Source organism: Citrobacter sp. S55_ASV_140 (genome assembly GCF_018919505.1).
Taxonomy (GTDB): domain Bacteria; phylum Pseudomonadota; class Gammaproteobacteria; order Enterobacterales; family Enterobacteriaceae; genus Citrobacter; species Citrobacter werkmanii.
In genome coordinates this window covers 1-7,175 of the sequence record NZ_JAHLQZ010000192.1, presented here as the reverse complement: position 1 = coordinate 7,175, position 7,175 = coordinate 1, and the positions used below count along the sequence as shown (strand labels likewise).

6 protein-coding genes and 2 pseudogenes are annotated in these 7,175 nt (G+C 51.6%); all 8 read left to right on the top strand.

The features are described 5' to 3' along the window. Window positions 1-212 precede the first annotated feature (212 nt). Window positions 213-1,946 carry a tetrathionate respiration histidine kinase TtrS gene (ttrS, locus tag KQJ18_RS19840; RefSeq protein ID WP_216422559.1) on the top strand — a complete coding sequence of 578 codons (1,734 nt, stop codon included), beginning with the start codon at window positions 213-215 and terminating at the stop codon, window positions 1,944-1,946. Next, entirely contained in the window at window positions 1,921-2,505 is a 585-nt protein-coding gene (ttrR, locus tag KQJ18_RS19835; RefSeq protein ID WP_216422558.1) for a tetrathionate respiration response regulator TtrR, read from the top strand. The genes ttrS and ttrR overlap by 26 nt, the downstream gene beginning before the upstream one ends. Window positions 2,506-2,597: 92 nt before the next feature. Further along, complete coding sequence (fumD, locus tag KQJ18_RS19830) at window positions 2,598-2,807, top strand: fumarate hydratase FumD (RefSeq protein ID WP_038640291.1); 210 nt, start codon at window positions 2,598-2,600, stop codon at window positions 2,805-2,807. A 478-nt stretch (window positions 2,808-3,285) separates the two neighbouring features. Further along, window positions 3,286-3,855 (top strand): annotated as a pseudogene (locus KQJ18_RS19825) (ferredoxin-like protein); the annotation flags it as partial. After that, complete coding sequence (locus KQJ18_RS24725) at window positions 3,831-3,932, top strand: hypothetical protein (protein WP_306669596.1); 102 nt, start codon at window positions 3,831-3,833, stop codon at window positions 3,930-3,932. The pseudogene KQJ18_RS19825 and the gene KQJ18_RS24725, both read left to right, overlap by 25 nt. Before the next feature lie 93 nt (window positions 3,933-4,025). Further along, the gene (locus tag KQJ18_RS19820) at window positions 4,026-6,128 is read left to right on the top strand and encodes an aldehyde ferredoxin oxidoreductase (RefSeq protein WP_159121328.1); all 2,103 of its coding nucleotides are present in this window, start codon (window positions 4,026-4,028) and stop codon (window positions 6,126-6,128) included. A gap of 10 nt (window positions 6,129-6,138) precedes the next feature. Beyond that, window positions 6,139-6,804: a YdhW family putative oxidoreductase system protein gene (locus KQJ18_RS19815; protein WP_199979827.1), complete on the top strand. Its 666-nt coding sequence runs from the start codon at window positions 6,139-6,141 to the stop codon at window positions 6,802-6,804. Window positions 6,805-6,868: 64 nt separating this feature from the next. After that, window positions 6,869-7,175: pseudogene (locus KQJ18_RS19810) on the top strand (thiosulfate reductase electron transport protein PhsB); the annotation flags it as partial.

Genomic DNA, 7,175 nt, shown 5'->3' with positions numbered 1-7,175 from the left:
GGTACAACAACGAAACATTGGTCACGCCGTTGATTTGTGTGTGATGAATAAAGAATCTCAATGATTTACAGTGTAAAAATCGTGACGGGGGGTACTCTATTGTGGTTAACCACATACCCGGCTTGTTGTTGATCTAAAACAACATAATTGACAGGGATAATTGAGTGGGACGCAACGTAGTAAGATGCCTGACGGTACTGGCGTCGCTGTGGATGCTAAGCGGCACGGTCGCGGCGCAGACATGGAACATTGGCGTGTTGGCCATGCGTGGGGAGATCTCCACACGTCAGCACTGGCAGCCGTTGGAAACCCTGTTGAATCAGCAAATTCCCGGTGAGCAGTTTCATATACAACCGCTGGACCTGCACCAGATGCAGGAGGCGGTGAATCGCGGCACGGTACAATTTGTGGTCACCAATCCGGCGCAGTTTGTACAGCTAAACAACCGCTCTGCGTTACGCTGGCTGGCGTCGTTACGTTCTACCCGGGGAGGCAAAGCCGCCAGTAACGTGATCGGTAGCGCGATTCTCGTCAGGCGCGATAGTGGAATCACTTCCGCGCATGATCTGATCGGTAAAACGGTTGGCGCCATTGATGCTCAGGCTTTTGGCGGCTATTTGTTGGGGTATAAAGCACTTAGCGATGCCGGTCTGCGACCTGAGCGCGATTTACGCCTGACGTTTACCGGTTTTCCTGCCGATGCCTTACTCTATTTACTACGCGAAAAAGCTGTGCAGGCGGTGATTGTGCCGGTGTGTCTGCTGGAAAACATGGATGAGGAAGGGCTCATTCATAAAACGGACTTTAGGGCTGTACTCAACCATCCGACCTCGATTCCCTGTTTAACCAGTACGCCGCTCTATCCTGACTGGTCATTTGCGGCACTGCCTGCAGTGAGCGACGAGCTCGCCGATCGCGTCACACGGGTGCTGTTCAATTCTCCGCAGAATGCAACGTTTCGCTGGGGAGCGCCTGCCTCGACACGCGAAGTAGAAGCGTTGCTACGTGATGTCCGCCAGCATCCGCAGCAGCGTCAGCTCTGGCTGGACGTCAAAAGTTGGTTTATCCAGCACCAGCTCGCTATGGGGGCTGTGGCCGTTGTGCTGTTGCTGCTGACGCTCAATTATATCTGGGTGATGCTGCTGGTTCGTCGTCGCGGCAGGCAACTGGAGCGGAACAGCATTCTGCTGCGCAAACAAGAACAGGCGCTGGAAACCGCTCGTCAAATGAGTGTGCTTGGCGAGATGACCTCCGGGTTTGCCCACGAACTTAATCAGCCGCTGTCGGCTATCCGCCATTATGCGCAGGGCTGTTTGATCCGCCTGCGCGGTCAGGATAAGCAGCATCCGTTGTTGCCTGCGCTGGAGAACATTGATGCTCAGGCGCAGCGAGGCGCTGATACGTTGCACAATCTGCGCCAGTGGGTCAGCCAGGCGCAGGGTAATCCGGTGATGACCGATGACTGGCGGGCCGTCAACGTTCATGATGCAATTCATCACGTCTGGCAATTATTGCGCATGCCCCAGCAATTCCCGGCAGTGGCGCTGCAAACGCGTGTCGGCAAGACGTTAAGGCTGACTCTGCCAAGCGTTCTGCTTGAGCAGGTGCTGGCCAATCTGGTGCTCAATGCGGCCCAGGCCGGGGCAACCACGGTGTGGTTTAGCGCTCAGCGTGAGGAGGGGGATGTGCGTATTCAGGTGCAGGATAACGCTGGCGGTATTGATGAGGCGCAGTTGTACCAGGCTTTTCAGCCTTTTATGACCACCCGTAAAGAAGGTATGGGGCTGGGATTAGCCATTTGTCAGCGGCTGGTGCGTTACGCAAATGGCGACATTGAGATCAAAAATCATCAGGCTCCTGATGAAAAAGCGGGGGCGGTAGTGACATTACATTTTAAGCAAAACCAGGAGGGAGGCCGTAGTGGCATTAATTCATCTGCTGGATGACGACATTGCCGTCACCCAGGCCTGTGCGTTTTTACTGGAAAGTCTGGGATATGAGGTATGTTGCTGGGAGCAGGGTGAAACATTCCTCGCAGGGGCAAATCTGCACCAGGTGGGCGTACTTTTGCTGGATATGCGTATGCCGGTACTGGATGGGCATGCTGTACATGAAGCGATGCGCCAGCGAGAAAGTACGCTGGCGGTGGTGTTCCTCACCGGGCATGGTGATGTGCCGATGGCGGTTGAGCAAATGAAACGTGGAGCAGTCGATTTTTTGCAAAAGCCGGTGTCCGCCGGGCCTTTGCAGACGGCGTTAGAGCACGCTTTGCAGGTTTCTCGCGCCGCTTTCTCGCGACAAGAGATCGTGACCTGCTATCAGATGCTCACGCCAAAGGAGCGAGAGTTGGCGCAACTGGTTGCAAAAGGGTTAATGAATCGGGAAATTGCGGACGCTATGAATATTGCCGTGCGCACGGTTGAAGTTCATCGCGCGCGGGTGATGGAAAAAATGCAGGCGCGGAGCCTTGCGGAACTGGTAAATCGACTGCAGCGGATCCGATAGATTTATGACATTTGTTTGATTTTCATTGAATTTTGTCTAATTAGCCAGAGTGATATATGCTGTTGGTTTGAGTTAATGACGAGCGGGCAAATATGGGAAATCAGACCAAAGACGATGAGTTGTACCGGGAAATGTGCAGAATAGTCGGTAAAGTAGTACTGGAAATGCGCGATCTGGGACAAGAGCCAAAGCATATCGTCATTGCGGGTGTGCTGAGAACCACCCTCGCCAACCAGCGTGTAAAGCGCAGTGAACTAGAAAAACAGGCCATTGAGACCGTTATTAAAGCATTGGCCGGATAATCCATAAAAAGAGGAGGGCAGTCATTTGCGCCATCCTCTTATTCTCGTCACGTTATTCTATCAATATATATAATTTAGGACTGCAATTAGAGAAACACACATCGCTGTATATTTCGTTGTATATCGATTGATATATAAAAATATATTTGAGAGTGAAGTCACAAATATTTGCAAGCCATATGAAATATTATTTCAACTTATCTTAATGATAATAAATCTCACTCCGCATTAATTACTTTCCTTCCGTTTTTTAATTGATGACGATCAAAACGACGGGCGCTGAATAACCACATTATCATTGCGCCTAACCCTAAAGGATTAGATTCATTTAGTTTAACCACCGTCATTTATACGATCAGGTTAGGGCAAATATTCACGTGTTGTTGGCAACATTAATGGCCGAATTGGCCCGATCTGTGCGTAAAAATTAGCCTTGATGTGTTGCCGCTACTGCGTTTGCGAAGAGGATGCGAAATAAATGAACCAGGTTGATCGTCCATTTTTAGATTGTGGTTTAACGCGGCTTGAATTCCTACGTATATCCGGAAAGGGTCTGGCAGGACTGACCATTGCACCCGCGTTGTTATCACTTTTTGGTTGTAAGCAGGAAGATATCGACAGCGGTACCGTTGGACTTATCAATACGCCGAAAGGTGTGCTGGTAACGCAGCGAGCACGCTGCACTGGTTGTCATCGCTGCGAGATTTCCTGTACCAATTATAACGATGGGGCCGTTGGCACCTTCTTTTCCCGCATCAAAATTCATCGTAATTACTTCTTTGGCGATGATGGCGTCGGGTCCGGTGGCGGACTGTATGGTGATTTAAACTATACCGCGGATACCTGCCGCCAATGCAAAGATCCGCAATGCATGAAGGTCTGCCCGATTGGCGCCATTACCTGGAAGCAGGAAGACGGTTGTATTGCCGTGGACCATAAACGTTGCATTGGCTGTAGCGCTTGTACCACAGCCTGCCCGTGGATGATGGCGACCGTCAACACGGAAACGAAAAAATCCTCAAAATGTGTGTTATGCGGGGAATGCGCCAATGCGTGCCCGACTGGGGCATTAAAAATTATCGAGTGGAAAGATATTACCGTTTGATAGAGGGCAGGCATGCCTGATACGCGTCATTAATTGCCAAAAATAGCGCAGTTTTGAATAAAAAAGCTGCCTGACGGGTATATCTATTAAACCTTCTTGCAAAGGAAAACATGATGGCTAACGGTTGGACAGGTAATATTTTACGGATCAATCTCACCACGGGTAATATCACCCATGAAGATTCCAGTAAATTTAAGAAATTTATCGGTGGGATGGGCTTTGGGTATAAAATTATGTACGACGAAGTCCCGCCAGGCACCATGCCGTTTGATGAAGGGAATAAACTGGTTTTCGCCACCGGGCCATTAACGGGCTCGGGCGCACCCTGTAGCTCCCGCGTCAATATCACCTCCTTGTCAACATTTACCAAAGGTAATTTAGTCGTAGATGCCCACATGGGCGGTTTCTTCGCCGCACAGATGAAATTTGCCGGTTACGACGCCATTATTATCGAAGGTAAGTCCGCGGCGCCTGTCTGGATCAACATCAAAGACGATAAAGTCAGCATCGAAAAAGCCGATTTCCTGTGGGGCAAGGGCACGCGTGCCACAACCGAAGAGATTTGCCGCATTACCAGCCCTGAGACTTGCGTCGCCGCGATTGGCCAGGCGGGGGAAAATCTGGTACCGCTCTCTTGCATGATCAACAGCCGCAACCACAGCGGCGGCGCCGGTACTGGCGCGGTGATGGGCTCGAAAAATCTGAAGGCCATTGCGGTAGAAGGGACCAAAGGTGTCAACATTGCCGACCGCAAAGAGATGAAGCGGCTCAATGACTACATGATGACCGAGCTTATCGGCGCCAACAACAACCACGTTGTGCCGAGCACCCCGCAGGCCTGGGCAGAATACTCTTCGCCAAACTCGCGTTGGACGGCCCGCAAGGGACTGTTCTGGGGAGCGGCGGAAGGCGGGCCAATTGAAACGGGTGAAATCCCGCCGGGCAACCAGAATACCGTCGGTTTCCGTACCTATAAATCCGTGTTCGATCTCGGACCTGCCGCTGAGAAATACACGGTAAAAATGAGCGGCTGCCATTCGTGCCCGATTCGTTGTATGTCACAGCTCAATGTCCCACGGGTGAAAGATTTTGGCGTACCGAGTACCGGTGGCAACACCTGCGTGGCGAACTTTGTGCACACCACCATTTTCCCCAATGGCCCGAAAGATTTTGACGATAAAGACGATGGGCGCGTGGTGGGAAACCTGATTGGTCTGAACCTGTTCGACGATTATGGCATCTGGTGTAACTACGGGCAGTTGCACCGCGATTTTACTTATTGCTACTCGAAAGGCGTTTTTAAGCGCGTACTGCCGGCGGAAGAGTATGCGGAGATCCGCTGGGATCAGCTGGAAGCGGGCGATCCTAATTTTATTAAGGATTTTTACTATCGGCTGGCGCATCGCGTGGGGGAACTCAGCCACCTTGCGGACGGTTCATATGCCATTGCTGAACGCTGGGATTTGGGCGAAGAGTATTGGGGTTATGCCAAGAACAAACTGTGGTCGCCGTTTGGTTTTCCTGTCCACCATGCTAACGAGGCTTCAGCGCAGGTTGGGGCGATCACCAACTGTATGTTTAACCGTGACTGTATGACGCATACCCATATTAACTTCATCGGTTCCGGTTTGCCGCTGAAATTACAGCGCGAAGTGGCGGGCGAATTGTTTGGTTCGCAGGATGCCTACGACGAAACCAAAAACTACACCCCGATCAATGCCGCGAAGATCAAATATGCCAAATGGACGTTGCTGAAAGTCTGTTTGCATAACGCGGTCACGCTATGCAACTGGGTCTGGCCGATGACGGTCTCGCCGCTCAAGAGCCGTAATTATCGCGGAGATTTGGATCTGGAAGCGAAATTTTTCCAGGCGGTTACCGGCGATGAAACCACGCAGGCGAGTCTGGATCTGGCCGCTGAACGTATCTTTACCCTGCATCGTGCCTATACGGTCAAACTGATGCAAACCAAAGATATGCGCAATGAGCACGATCTCATTTGCTCCTGGGTGTTTGATAAAGATCCGAAGATCCCGGTCTTCACCGAGGGGACCGACAAGATGGACCGGGAGGATATGCGCCTGTCACTGACGATGTTCTATCAGGAAATGGGTTGGGATCCGGAGCTGGGCTGTCCTACGCGCGAAACGCTGAATCGACTCGGACTTGAGGATGTGGCAGCCGATCTGGCGGCACAAGATCTGTTGCCAGCGTAAGGAACGCGAGATGACTAACGTGAGCAACGTTCAAGCACCCATTGAGGCGTTTCCTGATGAGGTAGATAGCCAAAAGAGACACTGGCTGCAGACGCTACAGCCGCCTGCCGAACAGGTGAACGCGCCGCAGGTTCAGGAACCTGCCAGCCCGGAGTCGATAGTGGCGGAATTTATCCGCCAACATTCAGCATCGGGTCAGTTGGTGGCTCGCAGTGTCTTCCTGCAGCCACCGTATTCGGTTCCTGAGACTGACCTAACCGTGCTGCTGGATACCCTGTGTCAGGGCGCGAATGGGGCGGATATTACCTGTGTGCACGGCGCTGAAGAGGCATATTTCTTTTCGACGCAAACCATGACGGCAAACTACGCCAGCATGTGTGTGCAGGTGGTGGAGAACGACATCTGTCGCGCGATTGCCGAGGCGGTACGCTTCGACTGTCAAACGTATCCACGCCCCTATAAGGTCGCCATGTTGACGCAACCGCCGTATAGCTTTGGCGATCAGCAGGTTGCAGCGGCGCTCTCGGCAATGGAAACGCACCCGGATTACGCAGATATACGCACTGTGGAATCGTCAAATGCGGAGCCTTATTTGTTCAGCGAACGTTTTATGAGTTATGGCAAAGCGTACGGCCTGTGCGAATGGTTTGAGGTTGAGCAGTATCAGAACCCCTGAATTCTTCAGGTTGATGTCATGGAATGTGTGGACGACCACTGTCACAGCATTAGAGGATAACCCGATGTCCTTCACCCGACGTAAATTTGTCATTGGCATGGGGACGGTGATTTTTTTTACCGGCCCAGGTCAAAGTTTGTTAGCAAGCCCCAGGAGCACTAAAGGCGTTCGTTATGTCATGATTCACGACGAATCACTGTGTAATGGCTGTAATATTTGCGCCCGCGCATGCAGAAAAACCAATCATGTTCCTGACCAGGGCAGCCGTTTGTCGATAGCACATATTCCGGTTTCGGATAACGACAACGAAACGCTGTATCACTATTTTCGTCAGTCCTGCCAGCATTGTGATGATGCGCCCTGTATTGAGG

Bases quoted from the DNA above. Each gene is read 5' to 3' on its own strand.
- KQJ18_RS19815 (WP_199979827.1), top strand. From the start codon at position 6,139: ATGACTAACGTGAGCAACGTTCAAGCACCCATTGAGGCGTTTCCTGAT.
- ttrS (WP_216422559.1), top strand. From the start codon at position 213: ATGCTAAGCGGCACGGTCGCGGCGCAGACATGGAACATTGGCGTGTTG.
- KQJ18_RS24725 (WP_306669596.1), top strand. From the start codon at position 3,831: ATGTGTGTTATGCGGGGAATGCGCCAATGCGTGCCCGACTGGGGCATT.
- KQJ18_RS19820 (WP_159121328.1), top strand. From the start codon at position 4,026: ATGGCTAACGGTTGGACAGGTAATATTTTACGGATCAATCTCACCACG.
- fumD (WP_038640291.1), top strand. From the start codon at position 2,598: ATGGGAAATCAGACCAAAGACGATGAGTTGTACCGGGAAATGTGCAGA.